Genomic DNA, 24,799 nt, shown 5'->3' on the forward strand with positions numbered 1-24,799 from the left:
GTGTGCGTTCTGAGTGATGTCTTAGCGGTGATGGTTTGCAAACAACGCTTCGTCAATGAGAGGATGGAAATGGGCAATAGCCTTTTCCTGTCATTGTTGAAATACTATCGAGATCTTCCGTCGAGCTTACGTTCCTTTATTTCGCACAGCGTCTTTTCTCGAAAGATTCGGCGGTTTTGCGTTTGGGATTGTTCTTTGTCTCGCCGTTTGCTCCTTGGCGCGAAATCCAGCCATCCTTCAGCAATAGTGCGTCGTAGCCCGATATGGCCGTTTCGGGATTTCCCTATTCGTGGGCTTGCGATTCCCTATAGTCTCCCCTTAGGTCTGTCTTGTATTTCTTGAATGATGACGAAACGGATGTTTTCGTGAAGGCATCGGCGATCGCTCAGCTTCGAGACATCTAGAGAATGCGGCTGAGCTGCTGCTCTTTGATCACGTTTTCGAGAGAGGTGTGAACGATGTTCACGAAAGGGCCGATATCGGCGCGCAGGGGTCTGGATGGGGGCTCAAGGGTGCGGCGAAAGAAATAGGACAAAAATGCTCCTGTGTAGAATTCAGCGAGAAATGCCACGTTCTCCTCTTTGAGATATCGGTTACTCAGGATGAAGTGCACATCGTTCTGCAGTGCGGGCAAATAGAGTCGGTATAGGTACTCACGCAGCCCGTCGGGGGTTGCGTCGCGAAGCACCTTGGCATAGAACCTCCTGCGGGACTCTATGCAATCTGCGAATGCTTCAAAGAAGGCCGCATGGTCGAGGGAGCGCACGCCGCGTTTGGCGAAGAGGTAGAACGGATAGGATGAAGCCCCGTCCTTGCTCCTTTCTGGTTCATATACTAGAAGAGATTCTTTGAATCGGCTGGACAGGATGGTGCCGAGATCTCGGCGAAAAATCCACGCGACGAGAGCGTTCTTGTCTGCAAAATGATAGTAGAACGTCTTTCGGTTCTTGCCCGACGCCGAGACGATGTCGGAGATGGTTATTTTCTCGGGAGGTGTCGATTCGGTCAAGGCGATGAACGTTTCCCCGATAAGTTGCATCGTATTCAGAGAGCTCACGGCGTTCCCCTTCCAGCGGATGGCGAGTTCTTCGCGTAGCTCGCTCGTTATTTCCGTTACGTCCCCATTTCCTTTGCAATTATAGGAAGTCTCTATCGTAATGCCATCAAATAGGCGATTTTGACCATAAAAAAACCAAAAGACTTAGAGGATTATACGTAGTGGGTTTGTTCTTGGTTGTTTTGCGCTACTCAAGATAGCGCTTCCGCCTATAGAGAATCTGGCGCTCTGGAGGCGAAAGCGCGTATATTCCCGCAGGGAATACGTATCGAAGGAGGAAGAGAGTTGGGAGAAGCAACCTATACTGACAAGGTGGGCGTGAAGCACATGCTCGTCATCCTCACCGGCATCATGATCACCCTCGGATGCTCTGCCCTTGTGTTCTCGACGTGGAGCGCGTTCCAGGCGGTCGTTCCCGAGGTGCTCGGCGTCGAAACGGCGACCTGGGCGTTTTACGTCACGGTGCTGTACTTCGTCGAGGCGCTGTCCGCTCCGTTCATCGGGCGGTTGTTCGCAAAGTACGACATCCGCATCGTCCTGTCGGCGTCGGCGATCCTCGTCGGCGGCGGATTTCTGCTCATTTCGGTTTTCAAGAGCATGTGGGTGTTCTACCTTGCCGGCGCGATGATGGGCCTCGCCGAGGTCGGATTGCTGTGGCTGGCCGTTCCGGCGCTGTGCAACAGCTGGTTCAACCAGAAGGCCGGAACCATCCAGGGTCTGTGCATGGCGTTCACCGGCATCGGCGGCGCGCTGTGGCTGCAGGTGTTCAACGCCCTGTATGCGAGCGGCAACGGCATGGACGTGTGGAGCATCTACATGGTGTGGGGCCTGATCGCCCTTATCACCTCGCTGTCGTTCACCATCTTCTGCATTCGCAAGACGCCGCAGGAGGCGGGTGTTTTGCCGTACGGGAAGCCCTCTGTGGCGACGGGCGGCAAGGCGGTGGGCATCTCCGCCGCGAAGGCCATGAAGTCGCCGGTGTTCTATGCGGTGTTTTTGTTCGCAGGCATCATCAACCTTCTGACCATCGTGGCCCAGCAGTTCCCCAGTTACACGAAGTCGCTGACCGACGTGACGTTCGATGCTCTTGCCGTGGGCGTCATGATGTCTACGGTCATGATGGTGGCCCAAGCCGTCTGCAAGCTGGCTTTGGGCGTGTCGGCCGACAAAAGCCCCAAGATCTCGTTTTTCGCTGCGTTCGCGACCGGCGTGATCGGCGTGTTGCTCGTATGGTTTGGGACGGGCAGCGAGATCATGCTGTATGCGGGTTCTGCGGTGTACGGCTTTTTCTTCGCTTCGTGCGTGGTGCTCGTCCCCATCGTGGTGCGTCAGATATTCGGCACGCGCGAATACACCGATATCTATTCCCGGATCAGCCTGTTCGTGAATCTGCTCGGCGGCCTCGGATCGACCATCTGGGCGTTCATAGGAGGGTCGTTCGGATATCCTGCGGTGTTCACGGTGGCGCTCGTCTTGTTGGTCGTCGTGCTCTTGCTCGGCATGTACAGCTTCGCCAACGCGAAATCAGTTCAGAAGGAGTGGACTGAGTAAGAGGAAGGCGAACGTTTCGAAAAAAGGACGGCCCTGCGATGAGGGGCCGTCCTTTTTTCGATCCGCATGCGATCCGCGGTGTCGGAGCCGAGGGTGGAGGCGTGCGGCTCCACCTTTTCCTTCACGAGTGCGGCCATTCGAACTGGCGGGCGAATTCGATGAAGTTCTCGGTCGCGCGCGTCTTGTACGCGCCGGTCTTGTATGCGAGACACACCTTGTGGAAACCATCTTCAACTTCCACGAATCGTTTCGTGATAAGCTCACGGAACGGCCTGAGGCCAAGCGTATCGAGTGCGACCCCTACAGCGCCTTCCGTGCTGTCCACCATGCTGGCGAGTGTGATCTCGTCGTTGCAGACAGGCATCGAGGGGGTTACCCCATGGGTTCTCAAAAGCTCGGACACTTCCTTGCCGATGGGCGTTGTCTCCGGATAGGTGATAATCGGAGAGGCGTCTTTCAGGTCGGAAAGGCTGAGCTGAGGTCTCCAAGCCAGCTTGTGGTAGCGATGCACGACTGCCACAAGCCTTTGAGTGAGGACGGGGACGAAGGTGAGGTCGGGCTTGTTGTCGACCTGGGCGCAGAACACGACTTCGTATCGGTCGCTTTCAAGATCCTCTATCAACGGAAGCGAGAGCCCTTGGCACACGTTCACGGACGCGCCCTGCCCGTATTGGGTCCGGTAGGCGCTGATGAGCGCGGGGAGATAGTCCCCTTGGATGGTGTAGATGGTGCCCACGTCCACGTTTCCGGTGGGCGACCCCGCATGCTCCTTCGCAAGGGCGATGCCTCGCTCGAGGGCGTTGATCGCCTCGAGCGCATGCTCGTAGAACTCCTTGCCGTAGCGTGTGAGCCGCACATGGCGTCCTTCGCGTTCGAACAGGGGTATTCCCAACTCCCTTTCCAATGAGGCGATGGAGTTGGACAGCGTTGGCTGGGTGATGAACAGCTCCTTCGCGGCGTTGGTGTAATGCTGCAACTCGGCGAGCTTGCGAAAGTAATAGAGTTGGGGAAGGTTCATGCGTCCTCCTCGATGATCGACAACCGCAGTATAGCGCATGGGAGCCCCGGCATTTCGGAGGGAGGGGCTTTGCAAGCGAAAGCCCCGTGTCCTTCGAAAAGGAGCACGGGGCGCGTCTTCGTCCCGAACGGTCGCCAAAGGTGCAAGCAGAGGGAACGCCGGGCACGTCTGAAGGAAAGGGGGAGAAGTCCGGATACTAGAAGGTGTACTCGATCCTTCCGTCGTGGTTTTGCGTCTCGCGCGCGATGGTGATGCGCTGTACGCAGGGAGCGCCCTCTTCAAGCCACATGGCGCGGCAGTCGCGATAGAGGCGCTCGGTGGGGCCGTACGGGGAATCCTCGAAGTAGCCGTCGCCGCCGAAGATCTCGAGCATCTCGTCGGAGACGAGTTTGACCGTGTCGATGGAGAAGAGCTTGCAGATGGCGGCTTTCTCGGTGACGTAGTCGTTGTGCGGGTTCTTGTCGAAGTCGCGCGCGAAGTCGTAGATGGCGCAGCGCAGCACGTGGATCATCTTCTGCATCTCGGCGATCTTCTGCTTGATCATCTGGCGCGAGGCGATGGGCTTGCCGAACGTCTTGCGGTCGTTGGCGCGCTTGAGGGAGATCTCGAGCATGCGCTGGGCCATTCCCAGGTTCGACATGGCGATGTGCACGCGGGAGACGGAAAGCGAGTGGATGGCCACCTCCATGCCCTGGCCCTCCTCGCCGAGCAGGTAGATGGGGTCGAGCTTGACGTTGGTGAACTTCAAGCCCGCATGGCCTGCGCCCTTGCAGCCCATCATGTGGGGCATGGGGACGATCTCGAAGCCGGGGGCGTCGTTGGGCACGAAGAACGCGGAGAGGCGGCTCTCCTTGTCGCTGTCGGGGTCGGTGACGGCGATGACGTAGGTGAAGTCGGAGCAGTCGGTGTGGGAGATCAGCCACTTCTCGCCGTTGAGAATGTAGTTGCCGTCGGCGTCTTTGAGGGCGGTGGTGTGCAGGTCGGCGCCGGTGCCGCCGGTCTGCTCGGTGATGGCGAAGTTGCAATAGACCGTTTTGTCCTGGAACTTGTCCATGTACTTGGCCTTAAGCTCGGGCTTGCCGTAGTCGTCGAGGATGCGCCAGTTCATGTCGGCCGCGTGATGCAGGTGCATGCGCATGCCGCCGGGGCCACGGGAGAACTCCTCCTGCACGCGCAGGATCTCAAGCTCGTTGAGGTCCCATCCGCCGTACTCGGAGGGAAGGTAGAACCGGTAGAGGTCGTTTTTCTTGGCAAGCTCGTAGAACTCTTCGGGGAAGGTGTTGGTCACCTCCACTTCCTTTTGAATCTCCTCGAACGGACCTTCGGCCAGCTTGCGAATCTGCTTGAGGTACGCCTCAAACTGCTCGTCGGTGATCTTGGCGTTCGGATTCATGTGCAACCTCCTTTTCCGGTGGCGAAGGGGCGCGTCCTAAGGCCCCTCTCTCTGCCATTAGTATGCGCTCCGACCTGGCGAAAATCCAATTCGCAATACCGGCAGATACCGGGGGTTTCCATTTCTGGAAACTATGGCGGGCCTTGCGTTTTCGGGCGGGGAGGGCCTGCACGCCCGAAGCCGCTTCGCAAGGGCGCGCGAAAGCGCGGAATCGGCTCGTTGCGGCAAAGGTTGGGCGCAGGATGGGGTATAATGATGCGAGTCTTTGGACGAAGGGCGAACCTCGTCAGACTCGTCAGACTCGTTCTGATCGCCACCCGAGGCGCGCAGCATCGGGGGGGGGGGGTAATGAATCTCTCACAGCTCTACTACTTCCGCAAGCTCGCCGAGCTGCAGCATTACACCAACGCTGCGAAGGAGCTGTTCATCACGCAGCCGGCTCTGTCCGATGCGATCCATTCGCTGGAGAAAGAGCTGGGGGTGCCGTTGTTTCGACGCGAAGGGAGAAACGTCCGTCTGACGAGGTACGGCTCGGAGTTTGCGTCGTATGTGGACTCGGCTTTGCGCGAGCTTGACAAGGGCGTCTCGGTGATGAAAGAGTATACGGGCCGCCTGTCGGGGCGCCTGTCGATCGGAGGGCTGTACACCATCACTGGCGATTACCTTCCGGCGCTGATCGGGGCTTACGAGGCGCAGTTCGGCGACGGCGTGCAGTTCAGCGTGTCCCAAGGGTTCTCGCGCGACCTGGTCAGGGGGCTGAGAGACGATGCGTACGACGTCGTGTTCGCGGCGCGCGACGCCGACGCTGCGGAATTCGGATGCGAGCCGGTGGTGTCCCACCAGCTAGTGGTGAGCGTGAACGCCAAAAGCCCTCTCGCCTCGCGCAAGGAGATATCGCTCGAGGATCTGCGCGGCTTGTGTGTATACACGTATCGGACGGGTACGCCGATTGGCAACGAGGTGGCGCGGATATGCGATCGGTACGACGTGCCCACTCGCCGGGAGTTCGACGACGAGATCACACTGGGCGGCATGATCTCCCGCGCGACGCGCCCGGAGGTGTGTGCCTTAGTCACCTACACTATCGGCTTGAAGTCGTTCAGGAACCTGACGAACATCCCCATCACGGAGCGCGAGGTGCCGCACGATTTCCACCACGTGTACATGATGTACAAGAAAGACGAGTTCCGGGCGCGCGCTCTGGAGTGCTTCATCGAGTTTGCCGCGGGATTCATTCCTCCGAAGGGGACGATTCCCCGCTGTGGGGAAGAGTAAGCCCGCCCCTTCCCGAAGATCGCAAGGCGCGGGGAAGGGGGCTGCATGAGAAAAGAAGGGGGCGCCCCCTTCTTCTCTCATGCGCCTCGCGATGGGGCGGCGCTACTTTTTCAGATTGAGGGAGCTTATGCGGTCGAGCGGGGCGGCGACGATGCCGAGGTTGCGCACGCCCACGTAGAGGACGAAGCCGTTCTTGCAGCGAAACGCGCACTCGTCGCAGGGCTTCTTGTCGCAATAGGCGAAGGCGTCCTCGTCTCCGAGGGCGAACACGAGGGGCGGGCGCTTTTTCGGCATGACGTACTTCAACTGCATGCCGGTGAACGTCTTGAGGCACATCCACTCCACCTCGCAGCCGCTTTCCGCAGAGACGGACCACGATGCCACGACGCAGTTGTTGTTGAAGCCGCCGTCTATGCGGTAGTCGATGGACACCTCCTCGGGCAGCTGGTCGCAAGGCACGAGCTTTGGGCGCGTAAGCCCCGACGGGGCGGGGCCTTCCAGAAGGCCCAGGTACGGGGGCATCCCCACGAGGGTGCGCCCCGACCCGGTGTAGGAGGCCGGCTGGTCGCCCGACACCCCCAGAAAGACGTTGCCGTCCCCGTTGGCGAAAAAGGGGAGGTCGCGCGCGTCCACGCGCGGCTTCCACGTGGCGCGGGTGCGGGTGATGCTGTACTCTTGTGCGTTGCTCATGGTCATGCTCCAAACCAAGGGGCTCTCGTCTGCTGTTCTGCCTCGGCGCGCCTGCGGCGCTTTCGGCGAGGTGCGAAGGGGTCGGATTATTCTTTGCCGAGGCGACGGCCAAGCTCTTCGGCGAGCGCGTAGCGCTTGACCTTGCCGGTGGCGGTGCGGGGGATGGCCTCGATGCGCTCAAGGCGTTCGGGCCACAGGCGTTTCGCCACTCCCTTCCCCCGAAGGTGCTCTTTCACGTCGTCGAGCGAAAGGGGCTTTTGGCATCGAGGGTCGGCGACGTAGAAGAGACAGATGCGCTCGCCAAGGCGCTCGTCGGGAACGCCGACGGTTGCGTAGTCCGCGATGCCGGGGCATCCGAGCACGACGTCGTCCACCTCGCGCATGGAGATGTTCTCGCCCCCTCTGATGATGAGCTCCTTCTTGCGCCCGTTGATGCGGATTCGGCCTTGCTCGTCCATGCAGCACAGATCTCCGCTGTAGAACCAGCCCTCGTCGTCGAGCGCGCGCCGCGTCTCCTCGGGGGCGTTGAGGTAGCCGACGAACTGGTGCGGCCCGCGGCTCGCCTCCTCGCCTTGGACGCCGCGCGGAACCTCGCGACGGTGCTCGTCCACCACGCGCACCTCGATTCCCTCGTACGGAACGCCCGAGAAGCGGCCGTTCCACTCAAGGCACTTGTCGAGGGGGACGTGGATGTGCGGGCAGCTTTCCGTGGAGCCGTACAGCTCGCAGAGGAGTATCCCGTGGCGCGCGGCGTGCTCCACCATCGCGGGCGGGACGGGCGCGCCTCCGCACAGGTAGAAGCGCAGGGTGGGCACGCTCTCGCCCGATTCGTCGAGGTAGCGCAGGACGTCGTGCATGAACGGCGTCGCCCCGCACGACCAGGTGCAGCGCTTCTCGTTGACGAGGCGCACGGCCTCTTTCGCGTCGAACTTCGTCTGAAGCACCGCCCGACCGCCCGTCAGCATCGGGGTGATGAGGCCGTGGAACAGCCCCGTCGCGTGGTTGAGCGGGGAGGGCATCCACACCGCGTCGTCTTGCGAGAGGCCGGCGGCGGAGGAGAAGGATCGCTCCGAGAAGAGGATGGTGTTGTGCGTGCACAAAGCCGCCTTCGGGCGTCCGGTCGTTCCCGAAGTGGACAGGATGCACGCCACCTCGTCCGAGGCCGCCGGGGACGGGCGCTTCGCGGGCGCGTGCGTCCTCAGGATGTCGCTGAGAAGCGGGAGGTCCGTCCGGGCCGGCCCCTCCTTGTCGATGAGCGCCGTCGCCTCGAGGGTGGGAAGCTTTTCGGCGACATCGAGGTACTGCTGCTCGTAGTCGGTTTTGTGGTGGAAGGTGGGGCAGAGGTAGACCTTCGCTCCCACCTGATTGATGAGGTAGTCGAGGTCGCGGCCGTTGCACCTCGTCGCGATCGGGTGCATGACGGCGCCCGCTTTGAGGCAGGCGACGTAGACGATACAGAACTCGATCCATTTGGGAATCTGGAACGACACCACGTCGCCGTTTCTCACGCCCACCTCGTCGAACCAAGAGGCCAGCCGCCGCGCCTGTTCGTCCACCTGCCCGTAGGTGAGCGCCCCTCCGAGGTCGTCTTCTACGTACACGCGATCGCGAAACGCGTCCGCTTGCTCGTCCCATACGTCGCATAAGGTGCGTTCCGACCAATATCCCAGATCGTAATAGCGTTTTTTGGCGCGTTCGTCGATGGATAGGTTTTCGATCACGTGCTCATCCCCTTTGCGTGAATTTGAAAACGACCCCGAAAGCCTCTCGAAGGGTGCTGGTCGGGGGTGCCGGTCGGCTGTCGGGGAGGGTGCGGGGCGGCGAGGCGCCCCGCACCGCGACGGGAAGGCGGCCTTATGCCTTGCCCTGCAGAACCGCCAGGTCGGTCGGGCCTTGAACGGCCCCTTCGCTCAAAGCGGCCTCGATGTCGGCGTCGGTGTAGCCGAGCTCCTTCATGACGTCGGCCGTCGCAGACCCCAGCTTTCCGGTGGGCTTGAGGTCTTTCGTCTCCTCGAGCTCGAACTGAACCGGGATGGTGGGGCACCAGCGGCCGCCGGCGGGGTAGGGGACCTGCTTGATATAGCCGTTCACGAGCGCGTTTTGATCTTCGTACACGTCGAGCGGCGTTTGCGCGGGCTCGCAGGGGAAGTCGTTCTCCTTGAACATCTTCATGAGCTCTTCGCGCGTGAACTGGGCGAAGCCGTCGTCGAGGATTTTGACGACCTCGGGGGCGAGGCCCTTGTCGTTGACGATCTGGCAGACCGAGTAGTCGGGGTGCTCGGCAAGCTCCTCGCGGCCGATGAGCTTCATGACGCGCGGCCAATCGCGGTCGTACTCGGGCAGGCACAGAACCACCCATTTGTCGTCCTTCGAGCGGAACACGTTGTTGAGGGGGTTGTTCACCTCGAGGCGGCTCTTCGGGTAGGGGTTGCCGTACTGGGCCGACACCATGCCGGTCGACAGGGCGTATATGCCGGCATGCTGGAGGGCGCAGGTCACGTAGTCGCCCTCGCCCGTCTTTTCGCGTCCGAGCACCGCGGCCAGAAGGCCGGCGGCCAGGAACATCGAGCACTGGAAATCGCCGTACCCGTTCGTCGGAATCATGGGGGAGTCGCCGCGGTTGACGGTCGTGCCGAACACGCCGCCGCGACCCATGTAGCAGGTCACGTCGAAGCCGGCCGCGTCCTTCTCGGGGCCCTTCTTGCCGTAGCCCAGGCCGTGGCCCATGATGAGGCGCGGGAACTTGGCGTGCAGGCTTTCCCAGTCAAGCCCCATTTTCGCCAGGGACTTGGTGCGCGTGTTGGTGATGAAGATGTCGGCCTGGGACAGCAGCTTCATCATAACCTCGAGGCCCTTTTCGCTCTTGAGGTTGAGCGCGACGAAGCGCTTGTGCATGTTGGCCATGTCGAAGCCAAGGTTCTCCTCGTCGCTCGAGGGCATGCCGAATACGACCGCCTGGTTCACCCGGCCGGCGTCGCCGCGGAACGCCTCGACTTTGATGACGTCGGCGCCCCACTCTCCTAGCACGCGCCCGGTGGCGGGGGTGGCGAGAAAGGTGGTCAGGTCGACGACCTTGATTCCCTGCAAAGGCAACATCGTTACGGTTCCTCCTTCTTCAGCTCGGCGCGGGCCGAGCCTTGCTATGTGCGTGCAGATCGTTCGAGAGAGAAAAGGAGGGCCTGCTTGCGTGCAGCGGCCCTCCTTCCTCGTTCGTGGGTTTGTTCTCGGTCGATCAGCCTCATGCGAGGCGACGCGGTGCTTTACAGCTGGTACTCAACCTTGCCGCCGAACTTCTGGCAGTTGCGGGCAATGGTGATGCGCTGTACGTTCGGGGCGCCTTCCTCGAGCCACATGGCGCGAGCGTCACGGTACAGGCGCTCGACCGGGCCGTAGGGGCAGTCCTCAAAGTAGCCGACGCCGCCGAAGATCTCGAGCATGCCGTCGGAGACGATGCGCGTGCTGTAGATGGAGAACAGCTTGCACATGGCGGCCTTCTCTTCAATGTACTTGCCGTTGGGGTCGGCGTCGTACTCGCGGCCGAAGTCGTAGACCATGCAGCGCAGCGCGTGCGTGTAGGTCTGCATCTCGGCGATCTCGCGCTTGATCATCTGGCGGGAAGCGATCGGCTTACCGAAGGTGATGCGGTCGTTGGCGCGGGCCAAGCTGATCTCGAGCATGCGCTGGCACATGCCGAGGTTCGAAGCGGCGATGTGGGCGCGGGAGACGGACAGCGAGTGGATGGCGATCTCCATGCCCTGGCCCTCTTCGCCGAGCAGGTACTTCTTGTCAAGCTTCATGTTGGTGAACTTGAGGCCCGTGTGCGCGGCGCCGCGGCAGCCCATCATGTGGGGCATGGGCGTGACCTCGTAGCCGGGGGTGTCGACCGGCACGAAGAAGGCGGACAGGCGCTCGTCGCCCTTCTTCTCGGGGTCGGTCACGGCGATGACGTAGGCGAACTCGCAGCAGTCCGTGTGGGAGATCAGCCACTTCTCGCCGTTGAGGATGTAGTCGCCGTTCTCGTCCTTTTCGGCCATCGTGTGGATGTCGGCGCCGGTGCCGCCGGTCTGCTCGGTCAGGGCGAAGCAGGTGAACACGCTCTTGTCCTGGAACTTGTTCATGTACTCGGCCTTCAGCTCATCCGAGCCGTAGTCGTCGAGGATGCGCCAGTTCAGGTCGGCAGCGTAGTGCAGGTGCATGCGCATGCCGCCGGGGCCGCGGGAGAACTCCTCCTGCACGCGCAGGATATCGAGTTCGGAGAGGTCCCATCCGCCGTACTCCGCAGGCAGCGCGAAGCGGTAGAGGTCGTTCTCCTTGGCGATCTCGTAGAACTTCTCTGGGAAGGTGTTGGTCACCTCGATCTCCGGCTGCATCTCCTCGAGCGGCCCCTCGGCCAGCTCGCGGATCTGCTTGAGATACGCGTCGAACTGCTCAGTGGACAAAGTGCTCATGTAATCCTCCTTCAGGTTACCTAAGCGTTCCCTCGACCTGGCCAAACACCGACTTCCTGCGCTTGGCTGGGCCGTGCTTGCAAGCGTATTGTGCGATGCGACGCGATGCGCGGTCTAATAGAATGAGCTTTTCGGTTCCAAAGAAATCTATAAGCTGAAGTTATCAATTTGGTATTCATATCATCTGATCTGTGCAAATTTGATGACTATTTTGATTTGGTACGGATAGTTTTTTAAAATTGTTGAAATATTTTTTATACAAAATCGAAAAATTAAGTAAATGTGAAATCGAGTATGCGGCCCTCTGGCGCTCGGATGGGGAGAGCGTCCTCCGACAAGATTTGCGTAGTGATCGCTCAATTTGAAACATAAGGCTCTTATTGTTGGTATTTATAAAATCACATTATTTTGAAGCACTGGCGGATGAATTTTTAAAAACACCATATGAAATGCTATATATAAGCGAAATCTATCATTTTTACGGCTATTCCGAAGGAGTGCTTATGCGTCAAAATTCTTAGGTCATATTTACTCAAAATTATAAAATTGACCATTAAATCTCACTGTTTGAGCGCCTATGCTGTCAACGACGACCAGGGGGTTCCCGATGCCTTTTGGTCGGCAAGAGTTTCAACGCGTGTTTAACGGCTTAAGAACGAGGAGGAGACATGGACTTCGCTTTGACCGACGAGCAGCAGCTGCTGCTTGAGAGCGTTGACGAGTTCTGCGAGCGCTACTTCACGGAAGACGTCGTGAAGCAGATGTACGAAACGCACTGCATGCCCGACGAGATTGTCGAGGCGTACCGGGACGCCGGGTTCGGTCTTATGGGCATCCCCGAGGAGTACGGCGGAATCCCGGCCGACCGCGTGACCATCGGCCTTATGATCGAGCGCTTGTACCACAAGAGCGGCTGCATGCACATCCTGTACCAGAACTCGCTGTCCATGTTCGACATCATGGAGTTCGGTACGGAGGCCCAGAAGCAAGAGGCCATGGAGCACTATCTGGAGACGGGCTGGCCCATCGCGTCGCTTTCCATCTCCGAGCCGGGGGCCGGTTCCGACAACCGCTCCATGACCGCCGTCACGAAAAAGCAGGAGGACGGAACCTACAAGTTGTCGGGGCAGAAGACGTGGGTGACCATGGGCTCGGTGCTGCCCTACACCATCGTCGTGGCCAAGGACGAGGACCCCTCTTCGGACAACGGCAGCATGAGCCTGTGGCTCGTAAAGATGGACACACCGGGCGTGTCGACGGCGCCCCTGCACAAGATCGGCCAGCAGTGCATTCCGTTCTGCGAGGTGTACTTCGACGACGTGGTGCTGACGGAAGAGCAGCGCATGGGCAATTCGGGCGAGGGCTTCATGATGCTCATGAAGAACTTCGAGGTCGAGCGCGCCTACATCGTGGCCGAGCAGGTGGGACTTGCCCAGGCCGCCCTCGAGGATGCCGCCAAGTACGCCAACCAGCGCATCGCTTTCGGTAAGCCCATCACGCGCTTGCAGATGATCCAGGAGCTTCTGTGTGACATGGAGATCAAGGTGCAGAACACGCGCAACATGCTGTATAGGACGCTGTGGATGATGGACGAAGGCCAGCCTGTGCAGCTGGAGTCGGCGATGCTCAAGCGCTACGGCTGCTCCGAGTGCTTCAACGTCGCCAACGACGCGCTTGAGGTGTACGCGGGCCTCGGCTACACCACCGAGGTGCGCATCGGGCGCTTGTGGGCCGACATGCGCGGCAACATGTTCGGCGGCGGCACGCACGAGATCATGGCCTACATCGCCGGACGCCAGGTTGCCAAGAAGTATGCGGAGTAGCGTCTCGGCGCCTCTCCGTTCGCCGACGTTTTCAAAAAGGGCACTGAGGAAAGGAAGGAACCTATGAGAATCGCCGTGGCCTTCAAGGCCGTCCCCGACTCCCAGGACGTGCAGGTGGCGGCCGACCGCACCCTGGACTTCTCCAAGGCCAAGCTGGCCATCTCGGAGTACGACAAGAACGCCATCGAGCTGGGTGCCCAGCTGGCCGACGAGGCCGTGGCCGTCACGGTGGGCGGCTCCGACATCGACAACTCGAAGCTGAAGAAGGACGTGCTCGCGCGCGGCATGGCGCGCCTGTGCATGGCCGCCGATGACGCGCTGGCGGGCCTTGACGCCCATGCGACCGCCGCGGCGCTTGCTGACGTCATCGCCAAGGCCGGCGACGTGGACATGGTGCTGTGCGGCGACGGCTCGGCCGACGATTACGCGCAGCAGGTGGACGTGCAGCTGGCCGAGAAGCTGGGCTGGCCGGTGGTGACCGCCGCCGCCAAGGTGGAAGTCAGCGGTTCGACGGCCGTTATCGTGCGCGCCCTCGAGGAGTGCAAGGAAACGGTGGAGGTGGAGCTTCCCGCCGTTGTGTCCGTGACGCCCGACGCCGCCGAGCCGCGCATTCCCGGCATGAAGGACATCCTCGCCGCCGGCAAGAAGCCGATGGAGGTGTCGGGGGCCGACGGCTCGTACGAACGCGTGCTCGACACGGTGGAGTGCTTGGCTCCCGAGCAGGCCGCACGCAAGCAGGAGATCGTCGATGCGGCCGATGACGGGGCCGTTGAGAAGCTGGCCGCCGCCATCAAGGCCGCGCTGTAGGGAAGGAAGGTGCTGAACATGAAGGTATTGGTTATCGCTGAGCACGCCGACGTCGCCCGCGAGCTGGCCGGCGGCGCGCGGAGTTTGGGTGCCGACGAGGTGTCGCTGGTCTGCTTCGGTGGGACGGTCGAGGGAGCTGCCGACACGGTTCTGAACATCGCGGTGCCCGAGGGCGCGCTCGTCGACGATGCGCATGCGACGCTTGCCCCCTTCGCCGAGCAGGCCGACGTGACGTTGGTCGAGGCGACCCGCCGCGGCAAGGTCATTGCCGGCCGTCTGGCCGCGAAGCTGGGCGCTGCGGCCCCGACCGCGACGGTTGCCCTGACGCAGGACGGTGCGCGCGGCACGTACTTCGGCGGCGTGGCCGAGCGCGTGCAGAAGCCCGCGACCGGCGCTGCCGTGTACCTCGTGGCGGCAGGCGTATGCGATGCCGCCCAGGCGTCCGGCGCGGGCGAGGCCATCGAGGTCGCCTGGGTCGCTCCCAAGCGCGCCGCTCAGGTGACCGCGACCGAGCCGCGCGAGCGCACCGCTGCGGATCCGACCAAGTCCGATGTCGTGGTGGCGTGCGGCCGCGGATTCGCCGCCGAAAAGGACCTGCAGCTTGCTCGCGACTTGGCTGGCAAGCTCGGCGGCGCCATCGCGTGCACGCGTCCGCTCACCGAGGGCGTGAACTGGCTGCCCACCGAGCTGTATGTGGGCGTGTCGGGCTTGACCGTGACCCCGAAGGTCTACGTGGCCGCCGGCGTCTCGGGCCAGATGCAGCACATGGTGGGCTGCAACCGTTCGGGCGTCGTTGTCGCCGTGAACAAGGACAAGAACGCCCCGGTGTTCAAGCAGTGCGACTACGGCATCGTCGGCGACGTCAAAGAGGTTCTGCCGGCGCTGACCGCGGCCCTGTAGGCGCGCTCCCGCCGCCCTCGCCCTCCCTGGGCGGGGGCGAGGTTTGCCGACGCGGCGCGTCGGCGGCTCCGCACGGCAAGCGCTCTACCCTTGCCGTGCGAGGCGGGCGTCGTGCCTCTTGCCTTACGGGCGTCGCCCCTCGCATCCTCTGGCTCCAACCTTTGCAGCGAAACAGACGAGAAAGGACGAACGGTGGCTGAAACAGACTTCGATGTCATCGTTGTGGGATCCGGCTGCGCCGGCGGCGTGGCCGCTTACATGGCCGCCTCTGCGGGCAAGTCCGTCCTCGTGGTCGAGCGCGGCAACTACGCCGGCGCGAAGAACATGACGGGCGGCCGCATCTACTCCCACAGCTTGAAGGAGGTGTTCCCGGACTTCGAGTCCGAGGCTCCCCTCGAGCGCAAGATCACCCACGAGCGCATCGCCATGATGGATACCGCGTCGAACATGACGATCGACTTCACGAGCGCCGAGCTCGCCGAGGAGGGCAAGGATTCCTACAGCGTGCTTCGCGGGCCCTTCGACCAGTGGCTCGCCGAGAAGGCCGAGGAGGCCGGCGCCGAGTACATCTGCGGCATCGCCGTGGAGGAACTCGTCAAGGACGAGTCGGGGCGCATCATCGGCGTGCGCGCCGGCGAGGACGAGATCACGTCCCAGGTGGTGATCCTCGCCGAGGGTACGAACTCGATGCTCTCCGAGCGCTGCCTGGGCAACCCTCGCCCCAAACCCTCCCAGATGGCTGTCGGGATCAAGCAGGTGTTCGAGCTGCCCTCCGGCGTCATCGAGGACCGCTTCCTGCTCCCGGAGGGCGAGGGCGCCGCGATGCTGTTCGTCGGCGACTGCACGAAGGGCCGGGTCGGTGGCGGCTTTTTGTACACCAACAAGGACTCCATCTCGCTCGGCCTCGTGGCCACCATCTCGACGGCCGCCGACGGGGCCAACGAGACGCCGGTCTACCAGATGCTCGAGGACTTCAAGAGGCACCCGGCCGTGGCCCCCGTCATCAAGGGCGCGAAGCTCGTCGAGCACTCGGGCCACATGGTCCCCGAGGGCGGCTACGACATGATTCCGCAATACGTGTTCGACGGCTGCCTGGTCGCCGGCGAGACGGCGGGGCTGTGCATGAACATGGGCTACCAGGTGCGCGGTATGGACTTCGCGGTGGCGAGCGGCCGCATGGCCGCAGAGGCCGCGTGCGAGGCCATCGACAAGAACGACGTCTCTGCGGCGGGGCTGGCCTCCTACAAGGACAAAATGGAGGGCTCCTTCGTCATCCAGGACCTGCGGACCTTCTCGAAATGGCCGCACGTCATGGAGGAGTGGGGCAGCATGTTCACTGACTACCCGGTGATGGTGAAGGAGATCTTCAACGCGATGTTCAGCGTGGACGGGCAGCCGCAGAAGCCCCTCGTGAAACGCATGATGCCCATTGTGAAGAAGCGCGGCCTGTTCAAGCTGGCGGGCGAGGTTCGGAAGGCGGTGAAGGCGCTGTGAACAAGGTTTGCGAGATCACGGTTAACGTCGACGAGGCGCTGTCCGTCAACAAGTACGAGGTCGACGAGGAGAGCGCCCACATCGAGTTGGCGGAGGACCCCGACGATGAGGAGTTCCTCAAGCTCGTGCGCGTGTGCCCGGCGGCCCTGTACAAGGTCGACGGGGACGGCAAGAAGTCCTTCGACTACGCCGGCTGCCTCGAGTGCGGCACCTGCCGCATCGCCTGCGAGGGCACGATCGTCAAGAAGTGGGTCAACCCCGGCCCGACCATGGGCGTGGAGTACCGGTACGGTTGATCGGCATGAAGGACGATTCGGAAAGCCTCCGCGTCGAAGAGGGCGCCCTTCCCCCGTATCTGAGGGAAGGGTGCCTCAATCATCTGAGCGATCTTGGTGGGTTCGAAGCCCTGCGTAACGACCTGCTGCGTCGCGGCTATGTCCGCAACCGTGTGAAGGTGCCTCAGGATGCGGCGAACCTATTTCGCCGCGCGCACGGCGGGTTTCTCATGTTCCTCGTCGACGTGACCGCCTGCATGGCGGGCTATTCCATGGGCAAGCACAACGTCACGCAGCACGTCTCGCTCGATTTCGTGCGAGGGGTCTCTTTGGGGGACGAGCTTGCCATCGAGGCGCGCGTGCTGCACGATGGGCGCACCACCGCGCTTGTGGACACGAGGGTGCTCGACTCGGTTGGCCGTCTCTGCGTGAAAGCGAGCTGCACGCTCTTCTACGTGGGAGCGGTCGACTCGAGCGAACCCCCTCCCAAGCCGTATCTGGGCCGAAACCCCGGCGTGCGCTAGCTTTGCTGCTCAAGCGGTCCGAAGAGGAACATGGTGTAGGTCGCCTCGGCCACGATCTTTCCCTCTTCGGTTTCGATGGAGCAGTGCACGACCGCCGTGCTGCGCCCTTTGTGCGAAGTGCTGGCCGACACGTTCAGGCGCTGGACGCCGACCGCCCGGATGAAGTTCGTCGCGCTGGTGAGCGCCACGTTGCCCACCCCGTACGCGTACGTTGCCATCCCTGCGGCGATCTCCAGAATGAGGGAGATGGCGCCGCCGTGGATAGTTCCTCGGTAATTCGAAAGGGATTCAGGAACGTCGATCGTGTAGCCCACACTGCCGGGCTCTGAAGTGTGTATCTCGATGCATCCTTCAAGGTCCGGTAGCGGAGGGACATTGCGCATAAGCTCCTTGGTCACTTCCTGGGAGAGTTCAGTCACGATAGCCTCTCTTTTGTCGGGATAGAAAGGGGCAGCTTAGCTGGCCTCTCTCTGTCGGATTGTTGCGTCAATGTACGATGATAGGGTTTCCGTAGTTTTCCCGCGCCGTTCGCCATGAAAATCGCAGGGAACATGCCACAATGAAAGATAATTGACCGGATGGCGTAGCCATCGCGTTCGTTTGGGATCCACATCGAAGAGACTTGGGCTCATACCGGGCCTCTCGTGATTTGAGGAGGGAGACGGATGGATTTCGATTTGACCGACGAGCAGCGACGTGTGGTGTCCGAGGTGCGAGCTTTCGGGCAGCGGCGTCTAGGCTGGCCGGACGTGCGGCAGTGGCAGCGCGATTCGGGCGTTCCCGACGAGGTGGTCAAAGAGTTCGTGGGGCTGGACTTTGGCGATTACGGTGTGGTCCATCGACGCAATCACGTCGATTATGACATTTTCGCCCAAACGCTCGTTCTTGAGGAGCTTGCGCGTTGCGCTGGAGCCGTTCTGCCGTTCTCTAACGATTTTCTTAACCTTCAGATTATGGAGGAGTTTGCCGGGTCGGATCAGTTCGAGTTTGTACGTGCAGGCTATCAGGAGGAGGGAAGGCTTGCGTTTGCGCTCGCCATATCGGAGCCCGAAGGCGGGTCGGATACTATGGGCATGCGTACATCGACGCTCACGGTGGACGGGGACATTGTGCTCAATGGTGTGAAGACGTTCGTCAACAACGGTGAATATGCTCCGTACCTACTGGTGGGGGCCATCGACCGTGATGAGGAGCCGGGTAGGTATCCGGCTCTGTCTTTCTGGCTGGTGCCGCGCGACCTCGAGGGCATTACAGTGTATCCTGTCCAGAAGATCGGGCAGTCCATCCTGCCGTTTTCTACCTGCCTGTTTGAGAACGTGAGGTTGGACGAGAAGTATCGTCTGCATGGCAAGCACGGAGGGTTTCCTCAGTTGTTTCATCTATTCGAAATAGGAAGACTGTTCTCGTGCGCTACTGCACTCGGGCTTGCTCAAGCGGCTATGGAGGACGCGGTGGCTTATGCACGCACGAGGACGGCTTTCGGAACGCAGATAGCAAATTTCCAGCAGATAGAACAGATGCTCACTGATATGGAGGTGAAGCTAGATGCCATGCGTGGCTTTGTATACAGGTGCGCATGGGGCCAAGAGCGGGGCAGGAGAGATCGTCTGAGTGCGGCCTTGATGAAACGCTTCGTCCCAAACGCTGCGACTGAGGTTGCCAGCGACGCCATGCAGATCCTCGGTGGGCGTGGCTACACTCGAGAGGAGCGCGCGTCTTCCATCTGGCAGGATTGTCGAGGGTTCCAGATTGCAGAGGGAACCGACCAGATTATGGTTTACATAGCAGCTCCGCTTATCATGAGAAAGTACGAGCAGGGCTATTCCGGCGAGTAAGAGATCTGGTGGTAGCTAGGGGACGAGGGTTGGGCCATCGTCCCCATCGTTTTTGCATTCGAGGGCCGTCCACGATGCCGAATCGGCAAAGTCAAGGAACGTTTGCGGATCGATGCCCATCAACATTCCAATATCATCGAAAGTCCCCATGAAGAATTTCTCGAACTTACTCTTCACCGCTTCGTTCACCGGTCGACAGAACCACACCCATGCGCTGTTTGGACCTCCTGCGGTGTCGAATTCAGCACCGAAACCCGCGTCGACTGGTATGCCCTGCTCGTTTTGGATCATGAAGCCATCTATGGTGAAGCAGCCGATGAATCTCACACGTGTTTTTCCTTCCGCCGCTTCGCTGTCCGTCCTGTTCTCTTTCTCGTAGAACACGATACGCGTCCCATCGGGTCCGATGGATTCGGACGGTTGGGACGCAGAAGCGCCAATGCTTGTCAAAAGGGAGAGGGCGTTGAGGCTGTGCTCGGCATTTTGTTTCGGCACGGCGACTCCTTTCGTGTCGGCGAGCATTTTGGACGCAACCAGAGGTACGCTTTTCGAGACGCGTTATGCTTTTGGTGCCAATGGAAACAATATAGCTCATTTTGGTGCATCTTTTTGCCTTTCTTTAATCATGTATTCATAAATGATTCCTATGATTTGTTCATATTGCGTCAATTTGTAATATCTATCCGGTGACGGGAAAAAAGAGGTGTCGGATACTGATACGCGTTTTCGGAGTGCCTGGTACTGACGGGCGGGGATTGATCGGGGGTCCGATATGGAAAGCGCGAAAACTCAGGGGATGACGGCGCGACATTGGGGCGTGCTGGCAACGTGCGTATTCTGCACATTTGGCTGCGCAGCGATCGCGTTTAGCACGCCGGGACTTTGTTATCGCCCCGTGTCGCAGTATTTAGGCGTCGAGGTGTTTGATGTCTCCTTTTACATGACGATTGTATACTTATCGGAAGTGGCGTTTTCTCCTATTGCTGGCAAGCTCATGCAGCGTTTTGATATGAGGATTGTCTGCACCATCGCTGCGCTGTTCACAAGTTGTGGGTACGCTGCAATGTCATTCTATGTCGAGTTATGGCAGTGGTATATCTCAGGTGTCCTCATAGGGTTCGGAGAGGTTGTACTATTGTGGCTTATGGTCGCAGGCCTTTTGAATCGCTGGTTCAAAAGGAGGCTCGGACTTGTGATCGGTCTTTCTTACGCCATGACGGGAGCGGGGGGAGCCGTTCTCAATCTTGTGGGTCAGTTTCTGCTCGGAAGTGACCTGTCGGGCTGGAGGGAAGTGTATCTTGTGTTGGGCGTCATCGCGTTCGTCTTGAGCGTGCCCTTCACACTGTTCGCTATTCGGTCACGACCTGAAGAATGCGGCTTGAGGGCTTATGGCGAACCTTTTGCGGCATCTGGCGAGGAAACAGAAAGTACAGAGGCTTCCGTATCGCCGGGCGTCCCTGCTAAAAAAGCGTTTCGCTGCTGGTATTTTTACGCGCTTGTGTTCGCGGGTTGCATGGCCAATATAGGGGGTATATTCCCTCAGCACTTTACAACTTTCTATCAGGGTTTCGTAGCGGTTGACCGTGAAACCATGGAGAGCATTGGTAGTCTCATGGTTATGTCGGGAACGCTCGAGGCGTTCGTCATGGTGGGAATGGCGGGCGGCAAAGTGCTTATCGGGATGCTCGAGTCCCGTTCCGTTCAGCTGGCTCTTGTTGTTGGGTGTGTTGGAGGCTTTTTGGGACTTATCGGTATTTGGGTGGGTGGCGAGGCGGTATTTTTGCCCATGCTGTTCGGCGGAGGCTTATTCTACGGATTGGTGTATCCTTTTGTGACCACGCTGCTTCCTTACGTAACACGACTCTTGTTCGGCAGCAGAGAATACGACAGAATTTATTCGGTCATTTTAATGCCTGTGAATCTGGTGGGGGCGTTTGCGGCATCGGGGCTTGCGCTGCTGTATCAAATCGTTGGGTGGAACGTGTTTTTCATTGTTGGATTAGTGAGCATTGCAATCATTTATATAGGGTTTAGTATTGCATACAGTGCAGGTAGGAAGAGATACTGCGAGGATCTGAGATAGATGCGACGAGGAGCCCCGGATTGTCCGGGGCTCCTCGTCGCATATCGTCTGTCGTGGGCGTGTCGCCGTTCGCCAATCGTGCCTTCATGTGTATGCGCGGCTTTAATGTTACAAAATTGGCAGCAATCGAGAAAACGACACCGCTCGGATGATCGTTTGGAAACGAGGGCCGTGCGCAAAGGAGTTGGGGTGTATGGTGGCTGCACCGGCCCGACAGGTCGGAAGGCGGGCGAAACGCGCGTCTTGCGCGCCGTCGACACGCGTCGTGAGACGCTGCGGCAGCCATCGCTCGCAGAGCAACCTCATGCGAAAGGACGCATCATGGATAATCCAGCCCAGAAATCCTACCAGCTCTACATCGACGGACAATGGGTCGACGCCTCGGACGGGGGTACGCTCGACGTGTTCTGCCCGGCCAACGGCGAGCAGCTGTCCACCATCGCCGACGCCACCAAAGAAGACGTCGACCGCGCGGTCGATGCGGCGTGGAAGGCGTTCGAGACCTGGGGCAAGACCGACAAGGCCGAACGCGCCATCATCCTGAACAAGGTCGCAGACATCATCGAGGCCAACGCCGAGAAGCTGGCGCTCTTGGAGTCGCTCGACAACGGCAAGCCCATCCGCGAGACGCGCGCCATCGACGTGGCGTACTCCGTCGACCACTTCCGCTACTTCGCCGGCGTGCTTCTGGCCGACACGGGCGAGGCCGACCTCCTGCCCGGCAACATGATGTCGCTCGTGCTGCACGAGCCCATCGGCGTGGTGGGGCAGATCGTGCCGTGGAACTTCCCGTTCCTCATGGCCGCCTGGAAGCTCGCGCCGGTGCTCGCCGCCGGCGACTGCACGGTGTTCAAGCCGTCGTCCACCACCTCGCTCACGGTGCTGGAGCTGGCCCGTCTCACCCAGGACGTCATCCCGGCCGGCGTGTTCAACGTGGTCACGGGCCGCGGCAGCAAGTCGGGCCAGTACATCCTCGACAACCCCAAGATCAGCAAGCTCGCGTTCACCGGATCGACCGAGGTGGGCCGCGACGTGGCCCGCGCGGCGGCCGAGCGCCTCATCCCGGCCACGCTGGAGCTGGGCGGCAAGTCCGCGAACATCATCTTCCCCGACTGCAAGTGGGACATGATGCTGGACGGCGTGCAGCTGGGCATCCTGTTCAACCAGGGCCAGGTGTGCTGCGCCGGCAGCCGCATCTTCGTGCACGAGGACGTCTACGACAAGTTCGTCGAGGATGCCTGCCGCGCGTTCGGCAACGTGAAGATCGGCATGCCGTGGGAGGACGACACCCAGATGGGCAGCCAGATCGACCAAGGCCAGATGAACAAGATCCTCGAGTACGTGGAGATCGCCAAGCAGGAGGGCGGCCGCGTCCTCTGCGGCGGCGAGCGCGCCACCGAGGGCGACCTGGCCAAGGGAGCGTTCCTGAAGCCGACGCTCATCGAGGTGCCGAACAACTCGTGCCGCGTGGCGCAGGAGGAGATCTTCGGGCCCGTGGCCGTGGTCATCAAGTTCAAGGACGAGCAGGAGGTCATCGACCTGGCCAACGACTCGGTCTACGGCCTGGGCGGCGCCGTGTGGACCCGCGACATCAACCGCGCGTTCCGCGTGGCGCAAGGCGTGCGCACCGGCCGCATGTGGGTGAACACCTACAACCAGATCCCCTCGGGCGCGCCGTTCGGCGGCTACAAGGAGTCCGGCATCGGCCGCGAGACGCACAAGATCATGCTCGAGCACTACTGCCAGACGAAGAACATCATGATCAACCTCGGCGAGGAGCCGAGCGGCTTCTACCCCGAGAAGTAGGGTTCCGATCGAAAACACGCGTGCGAGCGCCCCGGATTCCGGGGCGCTCGTCTATGCTTCTCCGGGGAAGCGCCCCGGCGGGGAAGCTCGCAGCACACTGCATTCTAAAAGTCGCTGCGCTGCATGTTGAGGTAGTTCAAAAGCTCGCTCCTCTTGTGGATCTGCATTTTCTCGTAGATGTGGCGGATGTGGGTGTTCACCGTGTAGGGCGAGATGACCAGTTTCTGGGCCATGTTGTTGGTGGTGTAGCCGCGTGCGATAAGTTCGAGGATCTCGCGTTCGCGCGTCGACAGGCTGAACTCGGATGCCACCTCCGCGCAGATTTCGTCGATCTCGGCTTTCGAAGGAGGAGCGGCCGTCAGCGCCACGATGTTGAACTCCTGTCTCACGAGCGGCACGAGCAGTGCGGCCAGCGCGCACATGAGCGCCAAGCACGTTTCGGGCGTGACGAGGTCGGCTAACGAGGGCGCGTGCTCGTATCCTACGGCCCAAGTGTTTCCTATGGCGATGCCGGCGCGCACGAACGCGCCAGAGAAGGCGAAGGCCGCCGCGGGAGTGACGTAGCCTTTCGATGTGAGGATGCCGAAGTACATGATGAGGAGCATCTCTAGAAGCGACGAGATGCCCGTGGCCATGACGAAGGAGGGGAGGAAGGCCGACTCGTCGGCAAGGAACAGCGCGAACGCCGCAATCAGGAGCACGATCATCCATGGGAGCATCTTGAAGATGTTCGCCTTGTCCTTCGACGCGATGCTGATGCCGGCGATTCCCAGCATGATGGCACCGCCGCCCAGCACGCCGAGCGTAAAACTGAGATCTCGAGTGGGCAGCGCCTGCCAGGGAATGATGGCCACGAGGAAGTAGCACGCCGCGCTTGCCAGAAACGTGATGACGCTCACGGTCGTCATGCTCTTCAGGCCGCCTTGCGAGGCGCTCTTGGGGAGCAGCACGGGAAAGGCGCGAGCGCCGTCGCGCCGAGCGACTGCGAGCAGCGTGCCGGAGGCAATCGGCAAAAGCGAGACGAACGTCGTCGACGCGTACGTGGGCAGCGACCATGCGACGACGACGGTGGCGAGCAGCGTGAATCCAAACGTCGTGCCGATGTGCCGCAGCGAGAAATTCGCCTTCACGCATGCGTAGCGCTCGCCCCAGAGGATCCACATGACGGATTCGGTGGCGCCGAGGAAGAAGGCCAGCGCATAGGCGAGGATTGGAACGGCGAACACCTGGGGCGCCAAGCACAGCGCGAGCGTCGCCGCGCACGTGAGTGCGGGCGCGGCGACGTAGAGAGGACGGTATGTCGAAAGGTGGCGCTTGCGGCCCAGGAAAAGGGCTATCAACAAAAGGGACACGACGGTCGCTCCCAGGTTCACGAGCCAGGCGGTGGTCACGCGCTCGTCGAGCAGCTCGGTTTGCGCGAACACGTGCGGCACGAACCATAGCGCGTAATGCCATGCTAGAAGCAGGGCGAAGCCCACGTATTTGAGGGCGGCGCGGTTGACGAACTCGGCCACGCCCCTTTCCTTTCCCTCCGTTTTCGCCGTCCGAGGCCTTGAAGAGGCGTGCTTTTGGAGCTCCATGAAACCGATCATCCTTTCCGTCCCTGTTAGCGATGGATGATGATGCCGTTGAACTGCCCGGATGCGGAAAACTCTGCGCTGCTCTCGTTTTCGCCGCCCCGTTATCGTCAGAGGGAAAGCTATCACTAATTCAAAGCTAGCGCGTCGCAAAAAAGTAAGTATTAGGCCAATCAGTAGGGTTTTGCGATGCCAAATCGGTTGCCCGAGGACAAGAATGCGGGCAACGGTCCGGATCTCCGC

Annotated in this window: 21 protein-coding genes; 11 read left to right on the plus strand and 10 right to left on the minus strand. The window is 60.8% G+C overall.

Translation table 11 applies throughout. The annotated features are described in order from the left end of the window. Positions 1 to 400 precede the first annotated feature (400 nt). Positions 401 to 1,057 (minus strand): TetR/AcrR family transcriptional regulator C-terminal domain-containing protein, encoded by a 657-nt coding sequence (locus B5F40_RS07375; protein WP_087193702.1) that lies wholly within the window; start codon positions 1,055 to 1,057, stop codon positions 401 to 403. A gap of 285 nt (positions 1,058 to 1,342) precedes the next feature. Between B5F40_RS07375 and B5F40_RS07380 the strand changes: the two genes are divergently transcribed. Further along, the gene (locus B5F40_RS07380; RefSeq protein WP_087193703.1) at positions 1,343 to 2,608 is read left to right on the plus strand and encodes an MFS transporter; all 1,266 of its coding nucleotides are present in this window, start codon (positions 1,343 to 1,345) and stop codon (positions 2,606 to 2,608) included. A gap of 121 nt (positions 2,609 to 2,729) precedes the next feature. Here B5F40_RS07380 and B5F40_RS07385 read toward each other — a convergent pair whose 3' ends face one another. Then, complete coding sequence (locus B5F40_RS07385) at positions 2,730 to 3,626, minus strand: LysR family transcriptional regulator (protein WP_087193704.1); 897 nt, start codon at positions 3,624 to 3,626, stop codon at positions 2,730 to 2,732. Positions 3,627 to 3,822: 196 nt separating this feature from the next. Beyond that, the gene (locus tag B5F40_RS07390; RefSeq protein WP_087193705.1) at positions 3,823 to 5,019 is read right to left on the minus strand and encodes an acyl-CoA dehydrogenase family protein; all 1,197 of its coding nucleotides are present in this window, start codon (positions 5,017 to 5,019) and stop codon (positions 3,823 to 3,825) included. A gap of 348 nt (positions 5,020 to 5,367) precedes the next feature. Between B5F40_RS07390 and B5F40_RS07395 the strand changes: the two genes are divergently transcribed. After that, on the plus strand, positions 5,368 to 6,294 hold the full coding sequence (locus B5F40_RS07395) for a LysR substrate-binding domain-containing protein (RefSeq protein WP_087193706.1): 927 nt from the start codon (positions 5,368 to 5,370) through the stop codon (positions 6,292 to 6,294). A gap of 102 nt (positions 6,295 to 6,396) precedes the next feature. Here B5F40_RS07395 and B5F40_RS07400 read toward each other — a convergent pair whose 3' ends face one another. The 4 genes from B5F40_RS07400 to B5F40_RS07415 all read right to left on the minus strand — a co-directional run bounded on the left by B5F40_RS07400 (position 6,397) and on the right by B5F40_RS07415 (position 11,432). After that, positions 6,397 to 6,984 (minus strand): hypothetical protein, encoded by a 588-nt coding sequence (locus B5F40_RS07400; protein ID WP_087193775.1) that lies wholly within the window; start codon positions 6,982 to 6,984, stop codon positions 6,397 to 6,399. Between the two features lie 86 nt (positions 6,985 to 7,070). After that, a complete protein-coding gene (gene fadK / locus B5F40_RS07405) occupies positions 7,071 to 8,705 on the minus strand; it encodes a medium-chain fatty-acid--CoA ligase (protein WP_087193707.1) in 1,635 nt (544 codons plus the stop codon). A gap of 133 nt (positions 8,706 to 8,838) precedes the next feature. After that, complete coding sequence (locus B5F40_RS07410; protein WP_087193708.1) at positions 8,839 to 10,080, minus strand: CaiB/BaiF CoA transferase family protein; 1,242 nt, start codon at positions 10,078 to 10,080, stop codon at positions 8,839 to 8,841. A gap of 164 nt (positions 10,081 to 10,244) precedes the next feature. Next, on the minus strand, positions 10,245 to 11,432 hold the full coding sequence (locus B5F40_RS07415; RefSeq protein ID WP_087193709.1) for an acyl-CoA dehydrogenase family protein: 1,188 nt from the start codon (positions 11,430 to 11,432) through the stop codon (positions 10,245 to 10,247). A gap of 668 nt (positions 11,433 to 12,100) precedes the next feature. Here B5F40_RS07415 and B5F40_RS07420 point away from each other — a divergent pair. The 6 genes from B5F40_RS07420 to B5F40_RS07445 all read left to right on the plus strand — a co-directional run bounded on the left by B5F40_RS07420 (position 12,101) and on the right by B5F40_RS07445 (position 17,255). Next, positions 12,101 to 13,255, plus strand: a complete 1,155-nt coding sequence (locus tag B5F40_RS07420; RefSeq protein WP_087193710.1) for an acyl-CoA dehydrogenase family protein — start codon at positions 12,101 to 12,103, stop codon at positions 13,253 to 13,255. Positions 13,256 to 13,318: 63 nt separating this feature from the next. After that, positions 13,319 to 14,062, plus strand: coding sequence for an electron transfer flavoprotein (locus tag B5F40_RS07425; RefSeq protein ID WP_087193711.1), 744 nt, complete (start codon positions 13,319 to 13,321; stop codon positions 14,060 to 14,062). Positions 14,063 to 14,080: 18 nt separating this feature from the next. Beyond that, positions 14,081 to 14,962 (plus strand): electron transfer flavoprotein subunit alpha/FixB family protein, encoded by an 882-nt coding sequence (locus tag B5F40_RS07430; protein ID WP_087193712.1) that lies wholly within the window; start codon positions 14,081 to 14,083, stop codon positions 14,960 to 14,962. Between the two features lie 192 nt (positions 14,963 to 15,154). Continuing rightward, a complete protein-coding gene (locus B5F40_RS07435; RefSeq protein WP_087193713.1) occupies positions 15,155 to 16,456 on the plus strand; it encodes an FAD-dependent oxidoreductase in 1,302 nt (433 codons plus the stop codon). Next, positions 16,453 to 16,752, plus strand: a complete 300-nt coding sequence (locus B5F40_RS07440; protein WP_087193714.1) for a ferredoxin family protein — start codon at positions 16,453 to 16,455, stop codon at positions 16,750 to 16,752. Before B5F40_RS07435 ends, B5F40_RS07440 begins: the two co-directional genes overlap by 4 nt. 5 nt (positions 16,753 to 16,757) lie before the next feature. Next, on the plus strand, positions 16,758 to 17,255 hold the full coding sequence (locus B5F40_RS07445) for a PaaI family thioesterase (RefSeq protein ID WP_140396451.1): 498 nt from the start codon (positions 16,758 to 16,760) through the stop codon (positions 17,253 to 17,255). Here B5F40_RS07445 and B5F40_RS07450 read toward each other — a convergent pair. Then, positions 17,252 to 17,674: a PaaI family thioesterase gene (locus B5F40_RS07450; RefSeq protein WP_087193716.1), complete on the minus strand. Its 423-nt coding sequence runs from the start codon at positions 17,672 to 17,674 to the stop codon at positions 17,252 to 17,254. The genes B5F40_RS07445 and B5F40_RS07450 overlap by 4 nt on opposite strands. A 246-nt stretch (positions 17,675 to 17,920) precedes the next feature. Between B5F40_RS07450 and B5F40_RS07455 the strand changes: the two genes are divergently transcribed. Further along, entirely contained in the window at positions 17,921 to 19,090 is a 1,170-nt protein-coding gene (locus tag B5F40_RS07455; RefSeq protein WP_087193717.1) for an acyl-CoA dehydrogenase family protein, read from the plus strand. A gap of 15 nt (positions 19,091 to 19,105) precedes the next feature. Here the strand turns inward: B5F40_RS07455 and B5F40_RS07460 are convergent, their stop codons facing one another. Beyond that, a complete protein-coding gene (locus tag B5F40_RS07460) occupies positions 19,106 to 19,612 on the minus strand; it encodes a hypothetical protein (protein ID WP_087193718.1) in 507 nt (168 codons plus the stop codon). 250 nt (positions 19,613 to 19,862) lie between these two features. Between B5F40_RS07460 and B5F40_RS07465 the strand changes: the two genes are divergently transcribed. Then, positions 19,863 to 21,173 carry an MFS transporter gene (locus B5F40_RS07465; RefSeq protein ID WP_087193719.1) on the plus strand — a complete coding sequence of 437 codons (1,311 nt, stop codon included), beginning with the start codon at positions 19,863 to 19,865 and terminating at the stop codon, positions 21,171 to 21,173. Between the two features lie 321 nt (positions 21,174 to 21,494). After that, entirely contained in the window at positions 21,495 to 22,979 is a 1,485-nt protein-coding gene (locus B5F40_RS07470; RefSeq protein WP_087193776.1) for an aldehyde dehydrogenase family protein, read from the plus strand. Between the two features lie 104 nt (positions 22,980 to 23,083). On the opposite strand, the gene B5F40_RS07475 is transcribed toward B5F40_RS07470, so the two are convergent. Next, complete coding sequence (locus B5F40_RS07475) at positions 23,084 to 24,493, minus strand: response regulator transcription factor (protein ID WP_239442945.1); 1,410 nt, start codon at positions 24,491 to 24,493, stop codon at positions 23,084 to 23,086. Between the last annotated feature and the right edge of the window lie 306 nt (positions 24,494 to 24,799).

The organism is Gordonibacter sp. An230, assembly GCF_002159915.1.
Classification (GTDB): domain Bacteria; phylum Actinomycetota; class Coriobacteriia; order Coriobacteriales; family Eggerthellaceae; genus Rubneribacter.

Coding starts and splice junctions, on each gene's coding strand:
- B5F40_RS07395 (WP_087193706.1), top strand. CDS start 5,368: ATGAATCTCTCACAGCTCTACTACTTCCGCAAGCTCGCCGAGCTGCAG.
- B5F40_RS07445 (WP_140396451.1), top strand. CDS start 16,758: ATGAAGGACGATTCGGAAAGCCTCCGCGTCGAAGAGGGCGCCCTTCCC.
- B5F40_RS07400 (WP_087193775.1), bottom strand. CDS start 6,984: ATGAGCAACGCACAAGAGTACAGCATCACCCGCACCCGCGCCACGTGG.
- B5F40_RS07460 (WP_087193718.1), bottom strand. CDS start 19,612: ATGCTCGCCGACACGAAAGGAGTCGCCGTGCCGAAACAAAATGCCGAG.
- B5F40_RS07465 (WP_087193719.1), top strand. CDS start 19,863: ATGGAAAGCGCGAAAACTCAGGGGATGACGGCGCGACATTGGGGCGTG.
- B5F40_RS07415 (WP_087193709.1), bottom strand. CDS start 11,432: ATGAGCACTTTGTCCACTGAGCAGTTCGACGCGTATCTCAAGCAGATC.
- B5F40_RS07455 (WP_087193717.1), top strand. CDS start 17,921: ATGGATTTCGATTTGACCGACGAGCAGCGACGTGTGGTGTCCGAGGTG.
- B5F40_RS07410 (WP_087193708.1), bottom strand. CDS start 10,080: ATGTTGCCTTTGCAGGGAATCAAGGTCGTCGACCTGACCACCTTTCTC.
- B5F40_RS07430 (WP_087193712.1), top strand. CDS start 14,081: ATGAAGGTATTGGTTATCGCTGAGCACGCCGACGTCGCCCGCGAGCTG.
- B5F40_RS07385 (WP_087193704.1), bottom strand. CDS start 3,626: ATGAACCTTCCCCAACTCTATTACTTTCGCAAGCTCGCCGAGTTGCAG.
- B5F40_RS07420 (WP_087193710.1), top strand. CDS start 12,101: ATGGACTTCGCTTTGACCGACGAGCAGCAGCTGCTGCTTGAGAGCGTT.
- B5F40_RS07390 (WP_087193705.1), bottom strand. CDS start 5,019: ATGAATCCGAACGCCAAGATCACCGACGAGCAGTTTGAGGCGTACCTC.
- B5F40_RS07470 (WP_087193776.1), top strand. CDS start 21,495: ATGGATAATCCAGCCCAGAAATCCTACCAGCTCTACATCGACGGACAA.
- B5F40_RS07425 (WP_087193711.1), top strand. CDS start 13,319: ATGAGAATCGCCGTGGCCTTCAAGGCCGTCCCCGACTCCCAGGACGTG.